At 43.1% G+C, this 23,339-nt stretch carries 24 protein-coding genes; 13 read left to right on the top strand and 11 right to left on the bottom strand.

Going from position 1 to position 23,339, the window contains the following annotated elements; genetic code table 11:
• Nucleotides 1-21: 21 nt before the first annotated feature.
• Nucleotides 22-1,401: a tRNA 5-hydroxyuridine modification protein YegQ gene (yegQ, locus tag AB3F25_RS01345; protein WP_373603738.1), complete on the top strand. Its 1,380-nt coding sequence runs from the start codon at nucleotides 22-24 to the stop codon at nucleotides 1,399-1,401.
• Between the two features lie 231 nt (nucleotides 1,402-1,632).
• On the opposite strand, the gene AB3F25_RS01340 is transcribed toward yegQ, so the two are convergent.
• From AB3F25_RS01340 to focA, 6 genes are all read right to left on the bottom strand, one after another.
• Complete coding sequence (locus tag AB3F25_RS01340) at nucleotides 1,633-2,118, bottom strand: surface-adhesin E family protein (RefSeq protein ID WP_373603737.1); 486 nt, start codon at nucleotides 2,116-2,118, stop codon at nucleotides 1,633-1,635.
• A 36-nt stretch (nucleotides 2,119-2,154) separates the two neighbouring features.
• Nucleotides 2,155-2,895 carry a pyruvate formate lyase 1-activating protein gene (pflA, locus tag AB3F25_RS01335; protein ID WP_373603736.1) on the bottom strand — a complete coding sequence of 247 codons (741 nt, stop codon included), beginning with the start codon at nucleotides 2,893-2,895 and terminating at the stop codon, nucleotides 2,155-2,157.
• A gap of 10 nt (nucleotides 2,896-2,905) precedes the next feature.
• Complete coding sequence (locus AB3F25_RS01330; protein ID WP_373603735.1) at nucleotides 2,906-3,481, bottom strand: hypothetical protein; 576 nt, start codon at nucleotides 3,479-3,481, stop codon at nucleotides 2,906-2,908.
• 54 nt (nucleotides 3,482-3,535) lie between these two features.
• Nucleotides 3,536-3,802 (bottom strand): hypothetical protein, encoded by a 267-nt coding sequence (locus AB3F25_RS01325; RefSeq protein ID WP_373603734.1) that lies wholly within the window; start codon nucleotides 3,800-3,802, stop codon nucleotides 3,536-3,538.
• Nucleotides 3,803-3,941: 139 nt separating this feature from the next.
• The gene (gene pflB, locus AB3F25_RS01320) at nucleotides 3,942-6,254 is read right to left on the bottom strand and encodes a formate C-acetyltransferase (RefSeq protein ID WP_373603733.1); all 2,313 of its coding nucleotides are present in this window, start codon (nucleotides 6,252-6,254) and stop codon (nucleotides 3,942-3,944) included.
• A gap of 47 nt (nucleotides 6,255-6,301) precedes the next feature.
• The gene (gene focA / locus AB3F25_RS01315) at nucleotides 6,302-7,153 is read right to left on the bottom strand and encodes a formate transporter FocA (protein ID WP_373603732.1); all 852 of its coding nucleotides are present in this window, start codon (nucleotides 7,151-7,153) and stop codon (nucleotides 6,302-6,304) included.
• A 342-nt stretch (nucleotides 7,154-7,495) separates the two neighbouring features.
• On the opposite strand from focA, the gene frr reads away from it, so the two are divergent.
• The 8 genes from frr (at nucleotide 7,496) to lpxD (ending at nucleotide 16,442) form a co-directional block, all read left to right on the top strand.
• The gene (gene frr, locus AB3F25_RS01310; RefSeq protein WP_373603731.1) at nucleotides 7,496-8,053 is read left to right on the top strand and encodes a ribosome recycling factor; all 558 of its coding nucleotides are present in this window, start codon (nucleotides 7,496-7,498) and stop codon (nucleotides 8,051-8,053) included.
• A gap of 101 nt (nucleotides 8,054-8,154) precedes the next feature.
• Nucleotides 8,155-9,372 (top strand): 1-deoxy-D-xylulose-5-phosphate reductoisomerase, encoded by a 1,218-nt coding sequence (gene ispC / locus AB3F25_RS01305; RefSeq protein WP_373603730.1) that lies wholly within the window; start codon nucleotides 8,155-8,157, stop codon nucleotides 9,370-9,372.
• 7 nt (nucleotides 9,373-9,379) lie between these two features.
• Nucleotides 9,380-10,099 carry a polyprenyl diphosphate synthase gene (uppS, locus tag AB3F25_RS01300; protein ID WP_373603729.1) on the top strand — a complete coding sequence of 240 codons (720 nt, stop codon included), beginning with the start codon at nucleotides 9,380-9,382 and terminating at the stop codon, nucleotides 10,097-10,099.
• An 11-nt stretch (nucleotides 10,100-10,110) separates the two neighbouring features.
• A complete protein-coding gene (locus AB3F25_RS01295; protein WP_373603728.1) occupies nucleotides 10,111-10,977 on the top strand; it encodes a phosphatidate cytidylyltransferase in 867 nt (288 codons plus the stop codon).
• A 9-nt stretch (nucleotides 10,978-10,986) separates the two neighbouring features.
• Nucleotides 10,987-12,315, top strand: a complete 1,329-nt coding sequence (gene rseP, locus AB3F25_RS01290; protein ID WP_373603727.1) for a sigma E protease regulator RseP — start codon at nucleotides 10,987-10,989, stop codon at nucleotides 12,313-12,315.
• A gap of 26 nt (nucleotides 12,316-12,341) precedes the next feature.
• Nucleotides 12,342-14,714, top strand: coding sequence for an outer membrane protein assembly factor BamA (gene bamA / locus AB3F25_RS01285; RefSeq protein WP_373603726.1), 2,373 nt, complete (start codon nucleotides 12,342-12,344; stop codon nucleotides 14,712-14,714).
• A 96-nt stretch (nucleotides 14,715-14,810) separates the two neighbouring features.
• The gene (locus AB3F25_RS01280; protein WP_373603725.1) at nucleotides 14,811-15,404 is read left to right on the top strand and encodes an OmpH family outer membrane protein; all 594 of its coding nucleotides are present in this window, start codon (nucleotides 14,811-14,813) and stop codon (nucleotides 15,402-15,404) included.
• A gap of 12 nt (nucleotides 15,405-15,416) precedes the next feature.
• Nucleotides 15,417-16,442 carry a UDP-3-O-(3-hydroxymyristoyl)glucosamine N-acyltransferase gene (lpxD, locus tag AB3F25_RS01275; protein WP_373603724.1) on the top strand — a complete coding sequence of 342 codons (1,026 nt, stop codon included), beginning with the start codon at nucleotides 15,417-15,419 and terminating at the stop codon, nucleotides 16,440-16,442.
• Between the two features lie 452 nt (nucleotides 16,443-16,894).
• On the opposite strand, the gene eno is transcribed toward lpxD, so the two are convergent.
• The 3 genes from eno to hflD all read right to left on the bottom strand — a co-directional run bounded on the left by eno (nucleotide 16,895) and on the right by hflD (nucleotide 20,472).
• Nucleotides 16,895-18,205, bottom strand: coding sequence for a phosphopyruvate hydratase (eno, locus tag AB3F25_RS01270; RefSeq protein ID WP_373603723.1), 1,311 nt, complete (start codon nucleotides 18,203-18,205; stop codon nucleotides 16,895-16,897).
• 246 nt (nucleotides 18,206-18,451) lie between these two features.
• A complete protein-coding gene (gene purB, locus AB3F25_RS01265) occupies nucleotides 18,452-19,819 on the bottom strand; it encodes an adenylosuccinate lyase (RefSeq protein WP_373603722.1) in 1,368 nt (455 codons plus the stop codon).
• Nucleotides 19,820-19,848: 29 nt separating this feature from the next.
• The gene (gene hflD, locus AB3F25_RS01260; RefSeq protein ID WP_373603721.1) at nucleotides 19,849-20,472 is read right to left on the bottom strand and encodes a high frequency lysogenization protein HflD; all 624 of its coding nucleotides are present in this window, start codon (nucleotides 20,470-20,472) and stop codon (nucleotides 19,849-19,851) included.
• Between the two features lie 146 nt (nucleotides 20,473-20,618).
• On the opposite strand from hflD, the gene trpS reads away from it, so the two are divergent.
• The 3 genes from trpS to AB3F25_RS01245 are packed head-to-tail and all read left to right on the top strand — an operon-like array spanning nucleotide 20,619 to nucleotide 22,062.
• Nucleotides 20,619-21,623: a tryptophan--tRNA ligase gene (gene trpS / locus AB3F25_RS01255; protein WP_373603720.1), complete on the top strand. Its 1,005-nt coding sequence runs from the start codon at nucleotides 20,619-20,621 to the stop codon at nucleotides 21,621-21,623.
• A gap of 18 nt (nucleotides 21,624-21,641) precedes the next feature.
• Nucleotides 21,642-21,932 (top strand): YfcZ/YiiS family protein, encoded by a 291-nt coding sequence (locus AB3F25_RS01250; RefSeq protein ID WP_373603719.1) that lies wholly within the window; start codon nucleotides 21,642-21,644, stop codon nucleotides 21,930-21,932.
• 7 nt (nucleotides 21,933-21,939) lie between these two features.
• Nucleotides 21,940-22,062 (top strand): hypothetical protein, encoded by a 123-nt coding sequence (locus AB3F25_RS01245; RefSeq protein WP_373603718.1) that lies wholly within the window; start codon nucleotides 21,940-21,942, stop codon nucleotides 22,060-22,062.
• On the opposite strand, the gene AB3F25_RS01240 is transcribed toward AB3F25_RS01245, so the two are convergent.
• Together AB3F25_RS01240 and AB3F25_RS01235 are read right to left on the bottom strand one after the other, a co-directional pair.
• Entirely contained in the window at nucleotides 22,048-22,212 is a 165-nt protein-coding gene (locus AB3F25_RS01240) for a DUF1232 domain-containing protein (RefSeq protein ID WP_373603717.1), read from the bottom strand. The genes AB3F25_RS01245 and AB3F25_RS01240 overlap by 15 nt on opposite strands.
• Before the next feature lie 29 nt (nucleotides 22,213-22,241).
• Nucleotides 22,242-22,502, bottom strand: a complete 261-nt coding sequence (locus AB3F25_RS01235) for a YfhL family 4Fe-4S dicluster ferredoxin (RefSeq protein WP_373603716.1) — start codon at nucleotides 22,500-22,502, stop codon at nucleotides 22,242-22,244.
• A gap of 90 nt (nucleotides 22,503-22,592) precedes the next feature.
• Here AB3F25_RS01235 and AB3F25_RS01230 point away from each other — a divergent pair, with 90 nt between their 5' ends.
• Nucleotides 22,593-23,315 (top strand): ribonuclease, encoded by a 723-nt coding sequence (locus tag AB3F25_RS01230; protein WP_373603715.1) that lies wholly within the window; start codon nucleotides 22,593-22,595, stop codon nucleotides 23,313-23,315.
• The last annotated feature ends 24 nt before the right edge of the window (nucleotides 23,316-23,339 follow it).

Raw genomic sequence — 23,339 nt, 5'->3', positions numbered from 1 at the left:
AAATCAGACTAAGAGACTTTTATGACAACTTCATTTAAACCCGAATTACTTTCCCCTGCCGGTTCCTTGAAAAATATGCGTTACGCCTTTGCTTACGGCGCCGATGCGGTATATGCCGGTCAGCCGCGTTACAGTCTGCGTGTGCGCAATAACGAATTTAATCACGCCAATTTAAAAATCGGCATTGATGAAGCCCATGCTCTCGGCAAAAAATTCTATGTGGTGGTGAATATTGCGCCGCATAATTCCAAACTGAAAACCTTTATTAAAGATTTACAACCGGTTATCGATATGAAGCCGGATGCGTTGATTATGTCCGATCCCGGCTTGATTATGTTGGTGCGCGAACACTTCCCCGATATTGACATTCACCTTTCCGTGCAAGCCAATGCGGTGAACTGGGCGACGGTAAAATTCTGGAAACAAATGGGTTTGACCCGCGTGATTTTGTCGCGCGAGCTTTCCCTTGATGAAATCGCCGAAATCCGCCGACAAGTGCCGGATATTGAACTGGAAATTTTCGTGCACGGGGCACTTTGCATGGCCTATTCCGGGCGTTGTCTGCTTTCCGGTTACATCAATAAACGGGATCCTAACCAAGGCACCTGTACCAACGCCTGTCGCTGGGAATACAAAATAGAAGAAGGCAAATTAGATGAAGTGGGCAATATTGTGCCGAAAATCGATCCGAGCCAACAAATTGAAGTAAAGAACATCGCACCGACTTTGGGCGAAGGCGCCGCCACCGATAAAGTGTTCCTTTACACTGAAGCGCAAAATCCCGACGAACAGATGACTGCTTTTGAAGACGAACACGGCACCTATTTCATGAACTCAAAAGATTTGCGCGCCGTACAACATGTGGAAAAACTTAGCGCACTTGGTGTACATTCCTTAAAAATCGAGGGTCGCACTAAATCCTTCTATTATTGCGCCCGCACCGCTCAGGTGTACCGCAAAGCCATCGATGATGCCGCTGCCGGTAAACCTTTCGACGAAAGCCTGATGGACACGCTGGAATCCTTAGCGCATCGTGGTTATACCGAAGGCTTCCTGCGCCGCCATACGCACGATGAATACCAAAATTATGAATACGGCTACTCCATTTCTGACCGCCAGCAATTTGTTGGCGAATTCACCGGCAAACGCAACGAGCTCGGCATGGCGGAAGTTGCTGTGAAAAATAAATTTTTGCTTGGTGATGAAGTGGAAATGATGACGCCGCAAGGCAATATCAATTTTAAAATTGAGAAAATGTTAAATCGCAAAAATGAAGCGGTTGAAGCAGCTTTAGGAGACGGACATTTTGTATTTTTAGACGTACCGCAAGATATTCATTTAGATTACGCACTTTTGATGCGTAACTTGGTAAATGCCAATACACGTAATCCGCACAATTGATTTGTTAAAAAAATGTTGCATTTATTTCAAGTCTTATTATAATCCGCCGCATACCTGATTTGTTAGTGTAACAACTCATAGTATGACTCCAAATATACTTTGCCCTCTCCGCGTTGAGAGGGCTTTTTTATGCCTGAAAATGCCAAAAAAAATGACCTACTTGCGGCCATTTTTGTTATTACCATTGAACCTCTAAAATAGCACCGCATTGAAACGGCGTTTAATGCGGTACTATTTTATCGGGTGTTTTGTTCTGCTGTAATTCGCACAGATTATTTGCGCGGCATTATATAAGGTGGTATTTGGCGTTAAACGAATGCTGTGTTTATCTTGTTTCTTCGGTGCAGCACGTAATCCTTCTCCCCAAAACTCATCATAAAAATCAGTACGCACTTGGGTTAAGCGATAGTTTTTACAATTTAAGATTTTGTATTGGCGCACGGAACGCGCATAACGTTTGGATTCTTTCGGATAAACAAATAAGCCATGCTCCAAATTTGCCACCGCATCGAAATGCACTTCTTGCGGTTCTTCGTTATCTACCCAAATGGAATCGGTATCAATGTAATAATTGATATTTTTCACTAAACGAACATAGCCTTGGCGATCTTGAGTGGGCGGAGTCAGTTTTACATCTTGCATTTCGGCTTGATGCGGCGGTTGCGCGCTACAAGCGACAAGTAAGCCAATTGAGGATGTTAAAATCAGTTTTTTCATTATCTACTCCTTTATCTGATGTAATTGACCGTTCGCTTAGAATTTTACGGTATGTCCATAACTTTCTAGGATGGATTTGATATGCTCCAAAGATTCACGTGTCGGCGGCATAACATCTTCCAATTCATAATCGAATCCGAGGGTTTTCCATTTATGCGCACCAAGACGATGATATGGAAGCAATTCGACTTTTTCGATGTTTTCCATGCCTTGAATAAATTGCCCGAGTAAATGTACATCGTGATCATTGTCGGTATATCCCGGCACGACGACATAACGAATCCAAGTCCGTTGGTTACGTTTTTGTAGATATTTGGCGAACTCAAGCGTGCGTTTATTTGGTACTCCGATGAGGTTTTGATGAACCTTATCATTGAGTTCTTTTAAATCAAGCAGTACAAGATCGGTCACGTCTAATAGTTCGTCAATAATATGATCGTAATGACGGACAAAACCGTTGGTATCCAAGCAGGTATTTATTCCTTCTTTTTTACAGGCTCGAAACCAATCGCGTACGAATTCCGCTTGAAGAATCGCTTCACCGCCGGATGCGGTCACGCCACCGCCCGTTGCATTCATAAAATGGCGATAAGTCACCACTTCTTTCATTAGTTCCTCAACGGTGATTTCTCTTCCGCCTTCCAAGTCCCAGGTGTCTCGATTATGGCAATACTTACAACGCATTAAACAGCCTTGCATAAATAAAATAAAGCGAATACCTGGACCATCTACCGTGCCACAGGATTCGTAAGAATGGATTCTTCCTAAAACCATCATTTCTCCAAATTTATTTACATATATCTTCAATATATACTTTTTTATCCTTAATATATATAGAAACTGAATCTTTATCAATAAAGGCTAATAATATATTATTTTGCTTGACGTATTTAGTCAAAATTGAAACACATCGTTTAGGCACTTCATTATACGAGGTCTCCAATAAAATAGAATTTATATAATCTTCATTAGAAAAAAAAGAAGATAAACGATCAAACATGAATACTGAAAAAATTAAATTCTGAAAAGTGAAAAAAAACAAAAACAATAAATTCAAAAACCTAAAAACACCTTTTTTAAGGGAATTAAAAACAACAAATAAAACATAAAAAGATAATAAATTTATTATAAATAATAACAAAACAATCTGTGTTATTATAATTAAAACAAATATAACCCTCTCAAAACTGGGGAAGTAGGATGATGAATATCCAACAAGCTCAATCACTGTAGAATTTATGCTTGAATTAATAAATGCTTGCGATAAAGGATAAAATACAGATAACGATAGTATAGTTATAACCTTAGTTAGCAATGGAACACTAATAACTTTATTTATATTTATCTTAATAATTACCTTCATCCTGTAAAGGATTATATTAAATATATAAAAACTCCCAAATAACAAATATATAAATTAAGTTATAACACTTAAAATAGTATCTGTTATTTCTTTTGGAATAAACAATAAAAATTTAAGAAATGAAAACTCCAAAGTGTTTTCATATAAAAATACAGATAAAATTAATAACCCGAAAGGTGCTAGCGCACAAGGATTACGTTTAAAGAAAAGTCTAGAAAAACGCTTTAACCTCTTTAAAAATCTAAAGTAAGTGTCATAAAAATATAAAAAGATAAGGATAAAAAGTAATAAAACCCCATACCATTGTTCTACACTTAACATAGCAAGATTACTCCTTATATCTTGTATATTTTCACAGAAGATTATTCGATAACGGCAATTATTACAACTTCCCTTATATAAGAAAAATCAGACTGCTTACTCAAGAGCAAGCAGTCTGATTATCAAAATATAAAAAGACTTAGAACGATTCAGTAAATGTACGAGTTACGACGTCTTGTTGTTGCTCTTTAGTTAAAGAGTTAAAACGCACTGCGTAACCGGATACACGGATGGTTAATTGCGGATATTTTTCCGGATGATCCATTGCATCTAGCAACATTTCGCGGTTTAACACGTTGACGTTTAAGTGTTGACCACCTTCAACAGTGGCTTCGTGATGGAAGTAACCATCCATTAAGCCGGCAAGGTTACGACGTTGTGCTTCCGCATCTTTACCTAATGCATTTGGTACGATTGAGAAGGTGTAAGAAATACCGTCTTTCGCGTAAGCAAATGGAAGTTTAGCTACAGAAGTTAATGATGCTACCGCACCTTTTTGGTCACGACCATGCATTGGGTTTGCACCCGGTCCGAATGGTGCACCTGCGCGACGACCGTCCGGTGTATTACCGGTTTTCTTACCATATACCACGTTAGACGTGATAGTAAGAACGGACTGTGTCGGCACCGCATTGCGGTAAGTTTTGAGTTTTTGAATTTTCTTCATAAAACGTTCAACTAAGTCACACGCAATGTCATCTACTCGATTGTCGTTGTTACCATATTGTGGATATTCGCCTTCAATTTCAAAGTCGATTGCTACGTTAGATGCGACCACGTTGCCATCTTTATCTTTGATGTCGCCACGGATTGGTTTCACTTTTGCGTATTTGATTGCAGAAAGTGAGTCAGCCGCCACAGAAAGACCCGCAATACCACAAGCCATGGTGCGATAAACATCACGATCATGTAATGCCATTAATGCGGCTTCGTATGAATATTTATCATGCATGTAGTGGATTACGTTTAACGCAGTCACATATTGTTTTGCTAACCAATCCATGAAGCTGTCCATACGGGTCATTACTGTGTCGAAGTCTAATACTTCATCAGTAATCGGTGCAGTTTTAGGACCAACTTGCATACCTAATTTTTCATCGATACCACCGTTGATTGCGTATAACAAGGTTTTCGCCAAGTTCGCACGTGCACCGAAGAATTGCATTTGTTTACCCACAACCATTGGGGATACACAACATGCGATAGCATAGTCATCGTTGTTGAAGTCCGGACGCATTAAGTCATCGTTTTCATATTGAACGGATGAGGTATCAATAGACACTTTCGCACAGAAACGTTTGAAGTTTTCCGGTAATTGTTCGGACCAAAGAATGGTTAAGTTTGGTTCCGGAGAGGTTCCCATGTTGTAAAGGGTGTGTAAGATACGGAAGGTATTTTTGGTCACCAATGTACGGCCATCTAAGCCCATACCTGCGATGGTTTCAGTCGCCCACATTGGGTCGCCGGAGAATAATTGATCGTATTCAGGTGTACGTAAAAAACGAACCATACGTAATTTCATGACTAAGTGGTCAACTAATTCTTGCGCTTCTGTTTCAGTGATTTTGCCCGCTTTTAAATCACGTTCGATATAAATATCAATGAAGGTTGCAGTACGGCCGAAGGACATTGCTGCACCGTTTTGCGATTTGATTGCCGCTAAATAGGCGAAGTACATCCATTGGATGGCTTCTTGCGCGTTAGTTGCAGGATTGGAAATATCGTAACCGTAGCTTGCCGCCATTTGTTTCATTTGGCCAAGCGCACGGTGTTGTTCTGCGATTTCTTCACGTAAGCGAATCGTTGCTTCTAAATCTACACCGTTTTCAAGGTTTTCTTGCAATGATGAGAATTGCGCATATTTGTCTTTCATTAAGAAATCCACACCGTAAAGTGCAACGCGACGATAGTCACCGATGATACGGCCGCGACCGTACGCATCAGGCAAACCGGTTAACACGCCTGATTTACGGCAACGCAAAATATCCGGCGTATAAACATCAAACACGCCTTGGTTATGGGTTTTACGATATTCGGTGAAGATTTTTTTCACTTCAGGATCAAGCTCACGACCGTAAACTTTACATGATCCTTCCACCATTTTAATACCGCCGAATGGCATAATGGCACGTTTTAAAGGCGCATCAGTTTGAAGACCTACGATTTTTTCTAAATCTTTATTGATATAACCAGGAGCATGAGAAGTAATGGTTGATGGCGTATGTTCATCAAAATCTAACGGCGCATGAGTGCGGTTTTCGATTTTAATACCTTCCATTACAGTTTCCCAAAGTTTGGTTGTTGCTTCGGTAGGTCCGGCTAAGAAAGAATCGTCACCTTCATAAGGAGTATAGTTTTTTTGAATAAAGTCACGAACATTGACATTTTCCTGCCAATCACCGGCGGTAAAACCAGCCCATGCTACTTTTTGCGCTTCATTAAGTTCTGACATAGTCATTTCCTTTGTTAATTAATAAAAATAAATTTTCAATTCGTTAGTTAATGTGATTTAGTCAAGTAACGTTGAAATAAACCGACGCAAATCGCGCCTCCGACTATATTTCCTAACGTCACTGGGATTAAATTCTTGGTAATAAAATGATAGACATCTAAATCGCTATATTGAGCCGCTTCAATGCCTAATTGCTGCCAAAATTCGGGGCTACTGTAATGTGCCGTAATAATTCCCATTGGAATCATAAACATATTCGCTACACAGTGTTCAAAACCAGACGCAACAAACAAACCAATCGGCATAATCATAATAAAGGCCTTGTCCGTTACGGTTTTACCGCTATAGGATAACCAAACCGCCAAGCACACCATAATGTTACACAAAATACCAAGATTAAACGCTTCAAACCAAGTATGATGAATTTTATGTTGAGCTGTCGCTAAAATTGTTAAGCCCCACTGGCCGTTTGCCGCCATCGTCTGACCACCAAACCAAATCAGCACCGCAATAATTAAACCACCGGCAAAATTACCGAAATAAACCACAATCCAGTTACGAATCATTTGCCACGTGGTAATCTTCCCACCCACGCGAGCGACAAAAGTCAGCGTAGATGAAGTAAACAACTCCGCTCCGAGCAATACAACCATAATTACTCCGATGGAAAACACTAAGCCACCGACTAATTTGGTCAATCCCCATGGTGCACCGGCCGATGCGGTTTGAGTTGTGGTGTAAAAAACAAATGCGAGCGCAATGCAAGCGCCGGCGCTGATACCGGACATAAAAGAAAGAAACGGACGTTTTTTCGCTTTGTAGGCTGCCGCACTTTCTGCGAAGTCTGTTGCTTCTACTGGAGTTAATGCTACGGTCGAAGAATGTTTAACATCTGACATAGAACATCTCCATATGATTCTTTAGTAATTTATAGTTATAGCCGGCGGTATTCTACTCTCTTAACTAGTCTTTGCAAGAAATGCCCAATTCTATTTAAACAAAATTTGATATTTTACAGGTTTTGTTAAATATCAATGGATTGGTCATTAAATCCCCAAAGTAGGCTATAAATTTCCGTTGAATTTAATGTCTATTCGAGTTAGCACCCAAACATTATATTTGCGATTAGCGTTTCTCAGTTTTCGTTGGTAAGTTATAAACAAAACAATTCAAAAATCGCTAAAAATCCAGTAGAATCGTTCGCGTTTTATTTTTAGCCAGATAATAGAAAGGACAGCGTAATGATTAATGAAATTCGACAAGATGCCGAACAGCGTATGGAAAAAAGCCTTGAAGCATTAAAAGGACATATCGCTAAAATTCGTACCGGCCGTGCCCAGCCAAGTTTGCTGGATGCGATTCAAGTGGACTATTACGGTTCGGCGACGCCGCTTCGTCAGTTAGCCAACGTAGTTGCCGAAGATGCGCGTACATTGGCGGTGACTGTGTTCGATCGTTCCTTGATTCAAGCGGTGGAAAAAGCAATTTTAACCTCTGACTTAGGCTTAAATCCATCTTCCGCCGGCACAACCATTCGTGTTCCGCTGCCGCCTTTAACGGAAGAACGCCGCCGTGATTTAATTAAAATCGTAAAAGGTGAAGGCGAACAGGGCAAAGTGGCGATTCGTAATGTGCGCCGCGATGCAAACGATAAAATTAAAGCGTTGTTAAAAGACAAAGAAATCAGCGAAAACGATCAACACAAGGCAGAAGACATTATTCAAAAATTAACCGACCAATACATCAAAAAAGTCGATGAAATTTTGGCGGATAAAGAAAAAGAATTGATGGATTTTTAATTTTCAGAACCGATTATCAGGGCAGATCCTAGGTCAATTAATCGACCCTAGCGTCTGCCCTTGTTCTATTTTCCTATTTACAATAGTGCGGTCAAGATTTTATGCAAAAACAAAATATTGTGATTTTAGGGGCAACCGGCTCAATCGGGCAAAGTACATTGTCCGTCATCGAACACAATCCTGATAAGTATCGGGCGTTTGCGCTGGTCGGCGGAAAAAATACGGACGCCATGTTGGAAAAATGCATAAAATTTCGACCGCACTTTGCCGCACTGAATGACGAAACGGCGGCGAAAAAATTACGCGAAAAACTGACCGCACTCGGCTGCCCGACGGAAGTATTAAGCGGGGAACAAGCCATTTGTGAATTAGCCGCGCATCCTGAAGCCGATCAAGTGATGGCAGCGATTGTAGGCGCGGCAGGATTGCTTCCGACCTTATCCGCCGTGAAAGCCGGAAAGAGTGTCTTATTGGCGAATAAAGAAGCACTGGTAACCTGCGGTCAAATTTTTATTGACGCAGTGAAACGGCACGGCGCGCAATTATTGCCGGTGGATAGCGAACATAATGCAATTTTCCAATCTTTGCCACCGCAGGCGCAACAAAAAATCGGGTTTTGTCCGTTACAAGAACTCGGCATCAGTAAAATCGTGCTGACCGGTTCAGGCGGGCCTTTTCGTTACAAGCCGCTTGCCGAATTTGATACGATTACGCCGGAACAAGCCGTAGCGCATCCGAATTGGTCTATGGGTAAGAAAATTTCGGTAGATTCCGCCACGATGATGAACAAAGGGCTGGAATACATTGAAGCCCGCTGGCTGTTTAATGCGGCCGCTGATGAAATGGAAGTGATCATTCACCCGCAATCCATTATTCATTCTATGGTGCGTTATATCGACGGCAGCGTTATCGCGCAAATGGGCAACCCGGATATGCGCACGCCGATTGCCGAAACTATGGCTTATCCGAACCGCACGCTTGCCGGCGTGGAACCTTTGGATTTCTTTAAAATCAAAGAACTGACATTTATTGAGCCGGATTTTAATCGTTATCCGAATTTAAAACTCGCGATAGATGCTTTTGCCGCCGGGCAATATGCCACCACGGCGATGAATGCGGCGAATGAAATAGCAGTTGGCGCCTTTCTAGAGCACCGCATTGGATTCACCGAGATCGCGCGCATCAATCAAAACGTCGTAGAAAAAATGCCAAGTTCGACGATTTCAAGCATCGATGATGTACTGGCAGTAGATGCGCAGGCGCGCGCAATTGCCGAACAGTTGATCGCAGGCCGCTTGAAATGCGGTCAAAATTTATAACGTTTTTATGATAGAACTCGACAAGAATAACATCCCCGAACACGTCGCCATTATTATGGACGGCAACGGGCGTTGGGCAAAACAGCAAAATAAATTGCGCATTTTCGGCCACACAAACGGCGTCGGCGCCGTGCGTCGCGCAGTCAGCTATGCGCGACAAATCGGCGTAAAAGTGTTGACACTTTATGCCTTTAGCAGCGAAAACTGGAATCGCCCCGAGCAGGAAGTCAGCGCCTTAATGACACTGTTTATGCAGGCGCTTGATCGGGAAGTGAAAAAATTACACAAAAATAACATTCGCTTAAAAATTATCGGCGACACCTCGCGTTTTAGTGCGAAGTTACAGGAAAAAATCGCCAAGGCTGAAATGCTCACTGAAAATAGCACCGCATTGACGCTCAATATTGCCGCCAATTACGGCGGACGTTGGGACATCGTACAAGCGGCACAGCAGTTGGCGGAAAAAGTGAAAAATCATGAAATGGCACCGGAAGAGATCACCGAGCAGACCTTCCAGCAGCATTTGGTGACGCAGCATCAACCACTGGTAGATTTGCTGATTCGTACTAGCGGGGAACAGCGCATCAGCAACTTTTTATTGTGGCAAATCGCCTATGCGGAATTGTGTTTTTTGGATGTGTTATGGCCGGACTTCGGCGAAAAAGATTTTAATCGGGCGGTTGCCAGCTATCAACAACGTCATCGTCGCTTTGGCGGGACAGAGTAAGTGGAGAAATTATGCTTAAAGAACGTGTGTTATCGGCGATTGTGCTGATTGCTTTAGTCCTATGCGCCTTATTTTTATTTACCCCTTTCTACTTTGCCTTGGCATTGGGCTTGGTCGCGACATTGGGGATGTGGGAATGGACGCAATTCGCCCGATTTAAACAGCCTTTAGCGCGTTTCTGCCTTGCGGCTTTCTTGGGTTCATTTGTGTTCCTGTGGCTTTATACGGAAGGAAATTATCTTGATGCCGGTCGCGTATTTGAAAATTATTTGCCGCTTTTATTGATTAATTCCGTCGCTTGGTGGGGACTTGCGCTATTGCTAGTGATAACTTATCCGTTTTCTGCAAAATTCTGGAGCAAAAATAAACCGCTGCAACTTTTATTTGCATTTTCGACATTAATTCCTTTTATTGCAGCGGTGCTCCGTTTACGTTTGGAACGTTACACGCAAGATGCACATCACGGCTTGTTTTTATTGCTTTACGTGTTCGTCCTTGTATGGGCGGCGGATTCCGGTGCATATTTTGCCGGTCGCGCATTCGGTAAACACAAATTAGCGCCGAGAGTCTCTCCGGGAAAAACTTGGGAAGGCGTGTTGGGCGGTTTGCTTACAGCAGTATTCCTAGCTTTTATTTTTCTGCATTTTTCCGGCGAAACCTTATTAGGCGAACGCAACATGAGCGGTTTCATCGTGCTTTCTGTGGCGACTGTGGCGATTTCCGTATTGGGCGATTTAACGGAAAGTATGTTTAAGCGCGAAGCAGACATTAAAGACAGCAGCCAGTTAATTCCCGGTCATGGTGGAATTTTGGACCGCATTGACAGCTTAACTGCTGCGGTACCGTTCTTTACATACTTTTATTTCTTTTTATTGTAAGGATTGTCAATGTCGTTTTTGTGGTCTCTCGGCTCATTTCTGATTACGATTTCGGTATTAGTGGCAATTCACGAATACGGTCACTTTTGGGCAGCGCGCAAGTGCGGTGTTAAAGTGCTGCGTTTTTCCATTGGTTTCGGCAGGGTAATTTGGCACCGCATTGACAAGCAAGGTACTGAGTTCGCCTTGTCGCTCATCCCGTTGGGTGGTTATGTGAAGATGCTTGACGGACGTGCCGAGGAGGTGCCCGTTGAACTAAAATCGCAAGCCTTTGACCAAAAAACTGTGCGACAACGCGCCTTTATTATTGCCGCCGGGCCTTTGGCTAATTTTCTATTTGCGATTGCGGCCTACTGGGTGATTTATTCCATCGGTATTCCGACGATCAAACCGGTAATTGAAAATGTCACACCGAATTCTATTGCTGCTCAAGCTCGTATCGAACCAAATTCGCAAGTTATCGCAATTGATGGCGAAAATACGTCAGATTGGGAAACCATTAATATGCTGTTGGCGGCAAAATTAGGGGATAAGCAGGTTGAAATTTCGGTTTCACCTTTGGGTTCGGGCGTCACGCAAGAAAAACAACTCAATTTATCCGGCTGGAAATTTGATCCGGAAAAAGAAACAGCGTTTGAATCTTTAGGAATGAATCCCGTGCGCGCCAAAGTAGATATGACGTTATCCAAAGTAGTCGATAATTCGCCGGCGCAACAAGCAGGATTAATGGTAGGCGATAAAATTTTAATGGATAATTTAAGCGCATTTTCGTGGCAAGACTTTGTCAAACAGGTCGAACAAGGACAAGCGTTTAAAATCAAAATTGAACGTGACGGGCAAATTTTTGACAAAACGTTACAGCCTGAGCAAAAAGAAGATCGTTGGTTTGTTGGCGTAAGTCCGACTTTTTTAAATGTGGGCGAACAGTATCGAACCGAATTAAAATATGGTATTCTTGGCGCCCTGACTAAGGGCATAGAAAAAACCGCACAATTATCTTGGTTAACCATAAAAGTTATCGGCAAATTATTTAGTGGCGATATTTCCTTAACCAATTTGAGCGGCCCGATTTCTATCGCCAAAGGCGCGGGAGTGTCATCCGGTATCGGATTCATCTATTTTTTAAATTTTATGGCATTAATCAGCGTCAATCTAGGTATTATGAATTTATTTCCGTTGCCGGTATTAGATGGCGGTCATCTGGTTTTCTTGGCGGCGGAAGGCATCAAAGGAACCCCCGTTTCCGAACGGGTACAAAATTTAAGTTATCGCGTTGGTGCGGCGCTACTATTAACTCTTATGGTATTCGCGCTCTTCAATGATTTCTTACGTTTATAAATTTTAATTGTAATAGGATACAGTCGATGAAAAAACGTCTAATCGTAAGTTTATTATTTGGTACGACAACAAGTGTGTTTGCTGCGTCTTTCGTCGCAAAAGATGTTCGGGTAGATGGCGTTCAAGGCGATTTGGAACAACAAATTCATACAAGTTTGCCCGTTCGTTCCGGCCAACGTGTTACCGATAATGATATGGCGAATATTGTTCGTTCTCTATTCGTAAGTGGTCGTTTTGACGACGTTAAAGCTTATCAAGATGGCGATGTGTTAGTAGTGAGCGTAATTGCTAAACCAATTATTTCCGAAGTGCAGATTAAAGGTAATTCTTTAATTCCAACGGATGCGTTAAAACAAAACTTGGACGCGAATGGTTTCAAATCCGGCGATGTACTGAATCGTGCCAAATTGGATGAGTTTGTAAAGGGAGTGCGAGAACACTACAAAAGCGTAGGTCGTTACAATGCCAAAGTGGAGGCCATCGTTAATACTTTGCCAAACAATCGCGCGGAAATTACTCTTCAAATCGATGAAGATGACACGGCCAAATTGCAATCTGTTACGTTTCATGGTAACCAAAACGTTTCTGCCAGCACTCTGCAAGAACAAATGGAATTACAACCGGATGCATGGTGGAAATTGTGGGGCAATAAATTTGACGGCACACAATTTGAAAAAGATTTGCAAACTATTCAGGCATACTATCAAAATCACGGCTATGCAAAAGCACGTGTAACACATAGTGATGTTAAGTTAAATGATAAGCAAACTAAAGCGGATGTCACTATTGACATTGATGAAGGCGAAAAATACGACTTAACCGGCGCCCGTATTGTGGGTAACTTAGGCGGAATGGCGGAAGAGTTACAGCCCTTATTAAACGAACTACACTTAAACGAAACCTTTAATCGGGCGGAAGTGAACGAGGTTGAAAACGCAATTAAAGCCAAATTAGGCGAACGCGGTTATGGCAGTGCAGCAGTGAGCACCGCACCAACTTTTGATGAAGCTAACAAAACCGTTGCAGTAACTTATGTTGTAGATGCAGGACGTCGTTTAACCGTGCGTCAGGTGAAATTTGAAGGCAATACCGTTTCGGCGGATAGCACATTACGCCAAGAAATGCGCCAACAAGAAGGAGCTTGGTATAACTCTCAATTGGTCGAATTAGGTAAAATTCGCTTGGATAGAACCGGTTTCTTTGAGGAAGTCGAAAGTCGCGCAGAACCGGTTGAAGGCGTTAACGACGCAATTGATGTAGTCTATAAAGTAAAAGAACGCAATACCGGTAGCATCAACTTCGGTGTGGGTTACGGTACGGAAAGCGGTATCAGTTATCAGGCCAGCGTAAAACAAGATAATTTCTTAGGTACGGGTGCAGCGCTCGGTTTAGCCGGTTCGCGCAACGACTATGGCACAATAATCAATCTCGGTTATACCGAACCGTATTTCACGAAAGACGGGGTAAGTTTAGGTGGCAACCTCTTCTATGAAACCTACGACAATTCAAACAGCGACAGTTCTTCGACTTATAAACGAACAACTTATGGCGGTAACGTGACATTGGGCTTCCCGGTCAATGAAAATAACTCCTACTATGTGGGATTAGGCTATGCTTATAATAAAATCAGCCGCTTTAGAGAAGAATATAATCGTCGTTTATATTTAACATCAATGGGAATTGATGCCGATGCGAGATCGTTTAAATCTAATGACTTTGATTTCTCATTCGGTTGGAACTATAACAGCCTCAATCGCGGCTACTTCCCGACTAAAGGGATTAAAGCAGGAATCGGTGCGCACGTTACGACTCCGGGTTCAGATAATAAATACTATAAATTAAATGCGGATATCCAAGGTTATTATCCTCTTGATCGCGAACACCGTTGGGTTGTTTCCGGTAAAGCCGGCTTAGGTTACGCAAATGGATTCGGCGGTAAACGTTTACCGTTCTATCAAAACTATACTGCAGGCGGCATCGGCTCATTACGCGGTTTTGCAAACGGTGCGGTAGGGCCGCAAGCAATTTATTGGGATCCGAACAATAATGCTTGGGTGCCCAATACCGATGTAATCGGCGGTAATGCGATAGCCACCGCCGGGGCGGAATTAATCGTGCCTACACCGTTTGTTGCGGATAAAAGTCAAAATTCGGTAAGAACTTCATTCTTTGTAGATGCAGCGAGCGTTTGGAACACCAAATGGAAAGAGCAAGATAAAGCGCGTTTCCCGAATTTACCCGACTATAGTAAAGCCAACCGCATTCGAGCCTCTGCAGGCGTGGGCTTACAATGGCAGTCACCAATTGGGCCGTTGGTATTCTCTTACGCAAAACCGATTAAAAAATATCAAGATGACGAAATCGAGCAGTTTCAATTCAGTATCGGCGGTTCGTTCTAGCAAAGTCTGATATTATTCGATAAAATTCAGCGCTAGTGCGCTACTTTCAGTAGCGTGCTGGCATCCACAAACTACTTTAAACACAAGGAAACTTCAATGAAAAACGTTTTAAAAATTACAGCACTTTCTTTAAGTCTTGCTCTTGCTTCCGGCTTTGCTGCAGCAGATGAGAACATCGCCTTCATTAATGCGGGTTATTTATTCCAAAACCATCCTGATCGTCAAGCGATTGCGGATCAATTGGATGCAGAATTAAAACCAACCGTTGACCAATTAGCGGCAAGCAAAAAAGATATCGACGGAAAAATAGTGGAAGCGCGGAAAAAGGTTGAAGCTAAAGTCGCCGAATTACAAAAAGATGCCCCTCGTTTACGTCAAGCCGAAATTCAAAAACGTGAAGAAGAAATCAATAAATTAGGTGCGAGCGAAGATGCGGAAATTACTAAATTAATGCAAGAGCATGATAAAAAAGTGCAAGAATTCCAAGCCGAAAGCGACAAACGTCAAACTGAAGCGCGTGCTAAATTGTTAGAAAGCATCCAAGTAGCGACCAACAATTTAGCCAAAGCTAAAGGTTACACTTATGTGCTTGATGCAAACTCGGTGGTATTTGCTGTGGACGGCAAAGATATTACCGAAGAAGTATTGAAATCTATTCCGGCAACGGTAAAAGCACAAGAGAAAAAATAATAGGTTCTCGTTATGCAAAAATCCTATTCTTTACAAGAATTGGCTAATCAAATCGGCGCTACCGTTCGCGGTAACGCCGATGTCGTTATTGCAAATATCGCACCTCTTGATAAAGCGCAATCCAATCAACTCACGTTCATTTCCAACGCTAAATTTCGTCCTTTATTAAAAGATTCGCAAGCCGGTATTTTGGTAGTGACTGAAGCCGACGTTGAATTTTGCGCACCGGAAAGTAACTTACTGATTGTTAAAGATCCTTATGTGGCTTATGCGATGTTAGCACAATATATGGATAGTACACCGAAGGCGGCACAAGGCGTCGCACCAAGTGCAGTTATTTCTGAGAGCGCATCTTTGGGTAAAAACGTATCCATTGGCGCCAATGCGGTGCTCGAAGAGGGGGTCATATTAGGCGATAATGTGATTATTGGCGCCAATTGCTTTATCGGTAAAAACAGCAAAATTGGTGCCGGTACTCAACTTTGGGCGAATGTAACGGTTTATCACGATGTAGAAATCGGTTCGAATTGTTTAATTCAATCCGGTGCGGTAATTGGTAGCGATGGTTTCGGTTATGCCAACGATCGCGGGCGCTGGATTAAAATTCCGCAAGTGGGACAGGTAATTATCGGTAATAATGTGGAAATCGGCGCTTGTACCTGTATCGATCGGGGGGCGTTGGATGCGACGGTAATTGAAGACAACGTAATTATCGACAATCTTTGTCAAATCGCCCATAACGTACATATCGGCACCGGCACGGCGGTGGCCGGTGGCGTAATTATGGCGGGTAGCTTGACTGTTGGTCGTTATTGTTTAATTGGTGGCGCCAGCGTGATTAACGGGCATATGGAAATCTGCGATAAAGTCACCGTAACCGGTATGGGCATGGTGATGCGTCCGATTACCGAACCGGGTGTTTACTCTTCCGGTATTCCACTGCAAACCAACAAAGAATGGCGCAAGACCGCGGCATTAACTTTGGGCATTGATGGTATCAATAAACGCTTAAAAGCCCTTGAGAAAAAAATCGGTTAAGCGAACGCTTAACACCTACAGCCTTTTACTCTGCACCCCAAAAGTTGAACCGTAAAATCAACCCATTAAGGTGCAGATTTTTATGGGCTAACATTATTCAATCAAATTTATACATCACATCATCAAACCTATCTTAGACGCATATTTGGGATATGTGGTCTAAAAAAGTTCAAGAAACTGAACAAGCATAAACCCGATACAAAAAGAGATATCGTCAACGCGTTAATAAAAAGGACCGGTTGGTTTATTCCGGCATTGATAAATGAGAGCGGACAATATATGACTATATTTGTTGCTATAACAAGAAACGCATTTAATTCGAATGAAAAAATTTGAGCTCTGAATAATACAGAGCTCAATATATTTAAGGGCTTTGTGATCTGCGCCAGCTTTTAGCGCAGATCACTTTTCTTGCAAAAATGCAGTACTATTTTATTTAAATCAACCGAAAATTACGCCTGACCTTTAACCGCTTTTAAGCCCGGGAATGGTGCCGGTGTGCCGGCGCGTTCTAACGCTTCTTCAATACGGATTAATTGATTGTATTTTGCGATACGGTCAGAACGGCTCATTGAACCGGTTTTGATTTGACCTGCTGCAGTACCAACCGCTAAATCAGCGATGGTTGCATCTTCAGTTTCGCCTGAACGGTGAGAAATGACTGCTGTGTAACCGGCATCTTTCGCCATTTTAATGGCCGCCAAGGTTTCGGTTAAAGAACCGATTTGGTTAAACTTGATTAAGATAGAGTTGGCGATACCTTTTTCGATACCTTCTTTTAAGATTTTGGTATTGGTTACGAATAAGTCGTCACCGACTAATTGAATGCGGTCGCCCAATACTTTAGTTTGGTATGCGAAGCCTTCCCAGTCCGATTCATCCTGACCGTCTTCGATAGACACGATTGGGTATTGTTTGGTTAATTCTTCAAGATAGTGTGTAAATTCTTGAGACGTGAATGAACGGCCTTCGCCTTTCATTTCATATTTGCCGGTTTCTTTGTTGTAAAACTCAGAAGAGGCGCAGTCCATTGCCAAGGTCACATCTTTACCTAATACATAACCTGCTTTTTCTACGGCTTCTTTGATACAGGCTAATGCGTCAGCGTTAGAGGCTAAGTTTGGCGCAAAACCACCTTCGTCACCTACAGCCGTGCTCATGCCTTTAGATTTTAATACTTTCGCAAGATTGTGGAATACTTCTGCACCGATGCGAAGTGCTTCACGTAAGGTTTTTGCGCCGACCGGTTGAATCATAAATTCTTGAATATCAACGTTATTATCCGCGTGTTCACCACCGTTAATGATGTTCATCATTGGTAATGGCATTGAATATACGCCCGGTGTGCCATTGAGTTCGGCGATATAAGCGTAAAGCGGAAGACCTTTGGATGCCGCCGCTGCTTTGGCGTTAGCAAGAGATACGGCAAGAATCGCGTTAGCGCCGAATTTAGATTTATTTTCTGTGCCGTCTAAATCAATCATAATTTGGTCAATTTCAGCTTGGTTTGATGCGTCTTTACCAAGAATTGCCTCTGCAATCGGACCATTTACCGCAGCAACTGCTTTTAATACACCTTTACCTAAAAAACGGGATTTGTCGCCATCGCGTAATTCCAACGCTTCGCGTGAACCGGTAGAAGCACCGGATGGAGCCGCTGCGAGGCCCACGAAACCGCCTTCTAAATGAACTTCCGCTTCAACAGTCGGATTACCGCGAGAATCAATAATTTCGCGACCAATGACTTTAACGATTTTTGCCATTTTTGTTTTCCTCTTTAAGTTAATAAAACGCGTATTAGGCAAGCCTAAATCGGGCGTTATGATAAAGCTATTTTAAATTTTTGTCTTGCGAAAAATACGCTTGCTTTGATCTGCATCTAATTTCGGTTTTATCGCCGTTCTCTACGCAAAATAGCACCGCATTGGACGCGGCTCCAATGCGGTGCTATTTGAGAGATCCAAATACGTCAAGACGGTGTTTAAGCAACTGCTTGAGCGGCAGCAAAATTAAAGCTTTTCAACAAGCGCCACTGCCGCACCGATGTACGTCGCCGGCGTTAATTGCTGCAAACGGGCTTTTTCGTTTGCCGGAATATCCAGTTTTTCCACAAATTCACGCATGGCTTGTTCATCCACCCGTTTGCCGCGGGTCAGTTCTTTGAGTTTTTCGTAAGGTTTTTCAATGCCGTAACGACGCATCACGGTTTGAATCGGTTCGGCCAGCACTTCCCAGTTTTGCTCAAGTTCGTCACGTAAATGTTGCTCATTGACTTCTAATTTACTGATGCCTTTACGGGTCGCCGCATACGCGATTAAGCAATACCCTACGCCCACACCAAGGTTACGCAAAACGGTGGAATCCGTTAAATCGCGTTGCCAGCGGGAAATCGGCAATTTTTGCGCCAAATGGGTCATTACCGCATTGGCTAAACCCAGGTTGCCTTCAGAGTTTTCAAAATCAATCGGATTTACTTTGTGCGGCATGGTGGAAGAACCGATTTCGCCCGCGACGGTACGTTGTTTGAAATGGTTAAGCGCAATGTAACCCCAAAGATCGCGATCAAAATCGATAATAATCGTATTGAAACGTACCATCGTATCGAAATATTCCGCAATATAATCGTGCGGTTCGATTTGCGTGGTATATGGGTTCCAGTTCAAGCCGAGAGAAGTGACAAATTCCTCGCTGAATTGGTGCCAATCAATGTTCGGATAAGCAGACAAGTGCGCATTGTAATTACCCACCGCGCCATTGATTTTGCCGAGAATTTCGTTTTGTTGTAATTGCTTGAATTGACGGCGTAAACGATACGCTACGTTTGCCATTTCTTTGCCGACGGTACTCGGCGAAGCCGGTTGACCGTGTGTGCGGGAAAGTAATGGTATGGTTTTGTATTCGTTCGCAAGACGGGTGATTTCATCAATGAGTTTTTGCCATTCTGGAAGAATTACCATGTCGCGCGCAGTTTTTAGCATTAATGCGTGAGAAAGGTTGTTAATGTCTTCCGAAGTACAAGCAAAATGAATGAATTCGGAAACTTTGGCTAATTCCGGCAACGCTTCGCTTTTTTCTTTTAAGAAATATTCCACCGCTTTCACGTCATGATTGGTGGTGCGTTCAATTTCTTTGATGCGTTGCGCATCCTCAAGGCTAAATTCGCGCACGATTGTATCAAGGTAATCGTTTGCTTCTTTCGATAAAGTGGAAACCTCAGGAATTTCGGCGGTTGCCGCCAATTTTTGTAACCAGCGAACTTCCACGGTGACGCGGAATTTGAGTAAGCCGAATTCGCTGAAAATGTCGCGCAGCGCGCTCGCTTTATCTTGATAACGTCCGTCTATCGGGGAAATCGCGGTGAGTGCGGAAAGTTGCATAAAATACTCCGGTGTGTAAGGAATAATAGTTAAGAGAAGATATGTGAATAAATCTCGTGCGCAGCATTAAGGATTTTTCCGCGGAAAAATAGCAACTGCCATTTAGTGCCACCCACTTGACGCCACAATACGGCGGCACGAATGCCGGCGAGCAAACAAGCGCGCACTTTATCTTGCACGTATTGTTGTTGCAGATAATCAGGCGCGCCGATGATATGAATTTTGCGGCCTAACGGACTGACGACGTCGATATAGATATTCGCCATAACGGAAAGCATTTGCGCATCGAACAATTCATGATAGGCCAACTGTTCCGGCAAGCGTCGAATGCGGTGCCCCAGCAGCGTCTTAACTTCCGGATTTTGATTCAAACGGGCTTCTAACCCCAACATTGCGCTCCAATAATTCATAATGTTGCGATTATTTAAATGGGTCAGTTGTTCGATTAATGTTTCTAAACCGAGCTTCAAATGACGCGGCTGGCCGCCAAACACCGCCGGCGTATTTTCCGGCTGCATGACTAAAAGGGAACGAATGGTGGTTTGAAAGGCATCCTGCGGCGTTACCTCACCCGTCATGGCAAGTTGATCGATTAATGCCGCCGCTTGACAAACACCGGCAAGCGCCAGTGCCATATCATGATAATTCTTCATATAAAACGTAAACACGTAATGAAACAGGTCAAAATTGCGCGCAATATAGCATTTTTAGCGCCTGTTTTGAACTCCGACATTAAAAAAGCGCCTATCTTTTGATATGATACTGCCCGATTTATGATTAAAAATAAAAAGGACAATTCATGGCAAAACCAATCGTATTTAGCGGTGTGCAACCTTCCGGCGAACTAACCATCGGCAACTATTTAGGCGCGTTGCGTAACTGGGTGAAAATGCAAGAGGATTACGAATGTATTTTTTGCGTAGTGGATTTACACGCTATTACCGTGCGGCAAGATCCTGTAGCGCTTCGTAAAGCTACGCTGGATGTGGTGGCATTATATCTCGCGTGCGGTATCGATCCGCATAAAGCGACAATTTTTGTACAATCCCACGTGCCGGAACATACCCAATTAAGCTGGGTATTGAACTGTTACACATACTTCGGCGAAATGAGTCGCATGACTCAATTTAAAGACAAATCCGCCCGTTATGCGGAGAATATTAATGTGGGGCTGTTCGATTATCCCGTACTGATGGCCGCGGATATTTTGCTTTATCAAGCCAAAAGTGTACCGGTCGGTGATGATCAAAAACAACATTTAGAAATCACGCGCGATATTGCAAACCGATTTAACGCCCTGTACGGCGATATTTTCACCGTGCCGGAAATTTTTATCGGCAAAGCCGGCGCGCGCATCATGTCGTTGCAAGAACCGGAAAAGAAAATGTCGAAATCTGATGACAATCGCAATAACGTCGTCACGCTGTTGGAAGATCCGAAATCTGTAGCGAAAAAAATCAAACGCGCAGTCACGGATTCCGACGAGCCGCCGGTAGTGCGTTACGACGTGCAAAATAAAGCAGGCGTATCGAACCTGCTAGATATTCTTTCTGCCGTAACCGATAAATCGATCGCTGTTCTGGAACAAGAATTCGAAGGCAAAATGTACGGACATTTAAAAACCGCCGTGGCGGATGAAGTGTCCAACCTGCTTACCGGTTTACAAGAACGTTTTCATCAGTACCGCAATGACGAAGCCTTGCTTGACGAGGTATTGCGTCAAGGCGCAAAAAAAGCGCGTGAAAAAGCGCAAGAAACCCTTGCCAAAGTGTATGACGCTGTGGGTTTCGTGCCGGCCAAATAATTAAAAAAGGAGCGAAACATGGCCATTCAAACCGAAAAACCGATCGAATGCGTGGGCTGTAATACTTTTGATATGAAATCACTATTTGATAATCGTGATTGCACACAACAAATCGCCTACATTTATGACACGCAAGAACAAGCGCAAGCCGCATTAAATTTCTTCACGCAAAAAGCCCGAGAAGTGGAAAGCGAGCCTTGCGAAATTCGCGCAGAAATCACGCATACGGAAAACGGCTATTTGTTGGAAGCCGAATTCGCCTTTTGTTGTCAGGCGGAATCGGTCATTTTTCAAATGAAAACGGCATAACCGCTTAATGCCGGAAAAGAAAGGCAACGATTGCGATGAGGTGTCGGATCAGCACCGCATTGAACCCTTCCGGCACGCCGTTTTTCACAATGCCGTTCTGCACAATAAAGAAGCGTTACTTTTCCAATAAAAGTTTAATCAACAAGCAAACCGCCGCCACATCGTCCGTCAATCCGAACCATCCGAGTAGCGCTTCAGGCAGAAGATCAATCGGGCTGAACAGATAAATCAAAATCGCGGCGATTTTGAGCAGTTTAATTTTATTTATCTTACGGAACATAGAAAAACGACGCGCCTTCGCTCTTGGCTTTACAGTTCGTCCGAATGGTGAATCATCACAAAACGTTCCCAAAGTTGCGCTTCGCTTTCTTGATGAGCGGGATCCGGCTTAATGCAGTTGGTAATCGGACACACTTTTTGGCAAGTTGGCGTGTCGTAGTGGCCGACGCATTCGGTACAAAGAGTGGGATCAATCACGTAAATATCATCACCAACGGAAATCGCCTCATTCGGGCATTCCGGCAAGCACATATCGCAATTTGTGCATTTGTGAGTGATGAGTAACGCCATGCTAATCCTCGATCGAATAATTTGAGTTGAAATAGAAAGCGGCGAATTATAGCCGACAAATAACCAATTAACAAAAAACGAACGGATTTTATGAAAAAACGACTTTCCGCACTTCCTATTATTGCTCTTGTTGCCTTCAGCGTTTGGCAATATTTTATTGATGGGCGAAAAGATGCTTCGCCTCAATTGGTCAAACCAACCGAAATTCAAGCGAAAAGTCCCGACACTCTCACCAGCGACAGTGTTTTTGCCGATTATGATGTGCTGATGCGCGATGATCCCATCGGGCAAAACGTCGATGCGCCGGCGGATTATTATGTATTGGTGCTCTCTTGGTCGCCCGGTTTTTGCGAAACGCAACGGGAAAAATACGGGCGAAATCTCCCCTATTCGTTCCATTTTCAATGCGGTGCTGATCACAACTTCGGCTGGGTAGTGCACGGTTTATGGCCGCAAAATGCCAATGCGCGATCCGCTTCCGAACATCCGCGCTTTTGTCGAGGAGATTTGCCGGCATTGCCCCAAAATATCATCAAGCCTTATTTAACCATGTCACCAAGCGCTGAATTGTTACAAGGCGAGTGGGAAAAACACGGCAGTTGCGCCTTTGATTCCGCTGAAAAATACTTCGCCAAAGAACAGGAATTATTCACCTCGCTGCATTTGCCGCTCAAAAATCTGAATCGCAGTGAGTTGTTCCGTTGGCTAAAACAACATAATCCGCAGTTGAAAAATGCCTATTTAAACGCGAGCCGCAACGAAATATTTATTTGTTACGACAAGCGGTGGCAAGTGATGAATTGTCCTAAATAGTAAGCTTTTAGTTATCGAAAGTTA

It is taken from the genome of Aggregatibacter sp. HMT-949 (assembly GCF_041734645.1).
Taxonomy (GTDB): Bacteria; Pseudomonadota; Gammaproteobacteria; order Enterobacterales; family Pasteurellaceae; genus Rodentibacter.
The sequence above is the reverse complement of the archived record's forward strand: the minus strand, read 5'-3'. Positions and strand labels throughout refer to the sequence as shown.

What these genes read in the sequence shown, in the direction of transcription:
- yegQ (WP_373603738.1), top strand. Translation starts at nt 22, where the DNA reads ATGACAACTTCATTTAAACCCGAATTACTTTCCCCTGCCGGTTCCTTG.
- AB3F25_RS01340 (WP_373603737.1), bottom strand. Translation starts at nt 2,118, where the DNA reads ATGAAAAAACTGATTTTAACATCCTCAATTGGCTTACTTGTCGCTTGT.
- pflA (WP_373603736.1), bottom strand. Translation starts at nt 2,895, where the DNA reads ATGATGGTTTTAGGAAGAATCCATTCTTACGAATCCTGTGGCACGGTA.
- AB3F25_RS01330 (WP_373603735.1), bottom strand. Translation starts at nt 3,481, where the DNA reads ATGAAGGTAATTATTAAGATAAATATAAATAAAGTTATTAGTGTTCCA.
- AB3F25_RS01325 (WP_373603734.1), bottom strand. Translation starts at nt 3,802, where the DNA reads ATGTTAAGTGTAGAACAATGGTATGGGGTTTTATTACTTTTTATCCTT.
- pflB (WP_373603733.1), bottom strand. Translation starts at nt 6,254, where the DNA reads ATGTCAGAACTTAATGAAGCGCAAAAAGTAGCATGGGCTGGTTTTACC.
- focA (WP_373603732.1), bottom strand. Translation starts at nt 7,153, where the DNA reads ATGTCAGATGTTAAACATTCTTCGACCGTAGCATTAACTCCAGTAGAA.
- frr (WP_373603731.1), top strand. Translation starts at nt 7,496, where the DNA reads ATGATTAATGAAATTCGACAAGATGCCGAACAGCGTATGGAAAAAAGC.
- ispC (WP_373603730.1), top strand. Translation starts at nt 8,155, where the DNA reads ATGCAAAAACAAAATATTGTGATTTTAGGGGCAACCGGCTCAATCGGG.
- uppS (WP_373603729.1), top strand. Translation starts at nt 9,380, where the DNA reads ATGATAGAACTCGACAAGAATAACATCCCCGAACACGTCGCCATTATT.
- AB3F25_RS01295 (WP_373603728.1), top strand. Translation starts at nt 10,111, where the DNA reads ATGCTTAAAGAACGTGTGTTATCGGCGATTGTGCTGATTGCTTTAGTC.
- rseP (WP_373603727.1), top strand. Translation starts at nt 10,987, where the DNA reads ATGTCGTTTTTGTGGTCTCTCGGCTCATTTCTGATTACGATTTCGGTA.
- bamA (WP_373603726.1), top strand. Translation starts at nt 12,342, where the DNA reads ATGAAAAAACGTCTAATCGTAAGTTTATTATTTGGTACGACAACAAGT.
- AB3F25_RS01280 (WP_373603725.1), top strand. Translation starts at nt 14,811, where the DNA reads ATGAAAAACGTTTTAAAAATTACAGCACTTTCTTTAAGTCTTGCTCTT.
- lpxD (WP_373603724.1), top strand. Translation starts at nt 15,417, where the DNA reads ATGCAAAAATCCTATTCTTTACAAGAATTGGCTAATCAAATCGGCGCT.
- eno (WP_373603723.1), bottom strand. Translation starts at nt 18,205, where the DNA reads ATGGCAAAAATCGTTAAAGTCATTGGTCGCGAAATTATTGATTCTCGC.
- purB (WP_373603722.1), bottom strand. Translation starts at nt 19,819, where the DNA reads ATGCAACTTTCCGCACTCACCGCGATTTCCCCGATAGACGGACGTTAT.
- hflD (WP_373603721.1), bottom strand. Translation starts at nt 20,472, where the DNA reads ATGAAGAATTATCATGATATGGCACTGGCGCTTGCCGGTGTTTGTCAA.
- trpS (WP_373603720.1), top strand. Translation starts at nt 20,619, where the DNA reads ATGGCAAAACCAATCGTATTTAGCGGTGTGCAACCTTCCGGCGAACTA.
- AB3F25_RS01250 (WP_373603719.1), top strand. Translation starts at nt 21,642, where the DNA reads ATGGCCATTCAAACCGAAAAACCGATCGAATGCGTGGGCTGTAATACT.
- AB3F25_RS01245 (WP_373603718.1), top strand. Translation starts at nt 21,940, where the DNA reads ATGCCGGAAAAGAAAGGCAACGATTGCGATGAGGTGTCGGATCAGCAC.
- AB3F25_RS01240 (WP_373603717.1), bottom strand. Translation starts at nt 22,212, where the DNA reads ATGTTCCGTAAGATAAATAAAATTAAACTGCTCAAAATCGCCGCGATT.
- AB3F25_RS01235 (WP_373603716.1), bottom strand. Translation starts at nt 22,502, where the DNA reads ATGGCGTTACTCATCACTCACAAATGCACAAATTGCGATATGTGCTTG.
- AB3F25_RS01230 (WP_373603715.1), top strand. Translation starts at nt 22,593, where the DNA reads ATGAAAAAACGACTTTCCGCACTTCCTATTATTGCTCTTGTTGCCTTC.